The 1,051-nt window shown below is 59.9% G+C and carries 1 protein-coding gene; it reads left to right on the top strand.

Annotated elements, in window-relative coordinates; all coding sequences use genetic code 11:
* Nucleotides 1-1,051 (top strand): type VI secretion system Vgr family protein (locus AC1RKI_RS30065; RefSeq protein ID WP_492798433.1); only part of this gene is annotated, 1,051 nt, incomplete at both ends.

Here is a 1,051-nt window from a genome sequence, read left to right as displayed (position 1 = left end):
GCTTTTCAAAAACCCGTCAGACCCGCGACTTCTGCGCCTATGAAATGGAGTTGCGCCCGAAGGTCGCCTTGCTGACGCTGACCAAGGCAAGCCGTGTCTATCAGAGAAAGACCGCGCCGCAGATTATCGAAGCCATTCTTCGCCGCCACGGCCTGGAAGGCCACCAGTTCGCTTTCAAGATTCGTCGCCAGTATCCGGAACACCCATTCCGGCTCCAGTACCAGATGTCCGACTGGGACTACATCCGGCTACTCATGGAACAGGAGGGGCTATACAGCTATTTCCTGCCGAGTCCGCATGGCGCTGTCTTTGGCGATGTGTTTCAGGTCTGCGACGACATCGACCACTATATTTACCAGCCGGAGCTGCGGGTTCCCTATCGGGAAACGGCTGGTCTGGAATCGGGTATTGAGACGGTATTCGATATTCAGACGCACGTGCATACGGTGCCTGAATCGTTTCGCACGGCCGACTACAACCCGGCGGATTCCTACGAACGCAAGGCAGGCGAGGCGAACGTCGCCCGCAAGGAAACAGGCAACTACGGCCAGTCCTATGTCTACGGCACCCACCACCTCGATATGGCGGGCGCCAAGTGGGAAGCGCAACTGCGCCACGAGGCGGCGCTGGCTGGACAAATCGTCTATGAAGGCCAGAGCAATGTCCTGGGCCTGCGGCCTGCGCGCATCCTGCGCATGGACATCGACCTGCCCGATGCGCCGCACGGTCAGGTAATCACGGAAGTCGTCCATATCGGGGCGCGAGACCAGGCTTACCGCAATACCTACCAGGCCATTCCTTCGGATCGGCGCTTTCGCCTGCCGATCGATGAGAGCAAGTGGCCGCGCATCGCGGGCACCCTGAGCGGACGCGTGACGTCTCCTGGCAAATACAAGTACGCCTATCTGACCCAGCATGGCCTTTACGTCGTGCGCCTGGATCTGGATTTCGAGGATTGGCCCAACGGCGGCGAGAGTGTGCCGATGCGTCTGGCGAAACCGTTTGCCGGAGCGCGGCAGACCGGTTTCCACTTTCCGCTGATCGATGGCAC

It is taken from the genome of Cupriavidus sp. GW822-FHT06G04, from assembly GCF_058799075.1.
The sequence above is the reverse complement of the archived record's forward strand: the minus strand, read 5'-3'. Positions and strand labels throughout refer to the sequence as shown.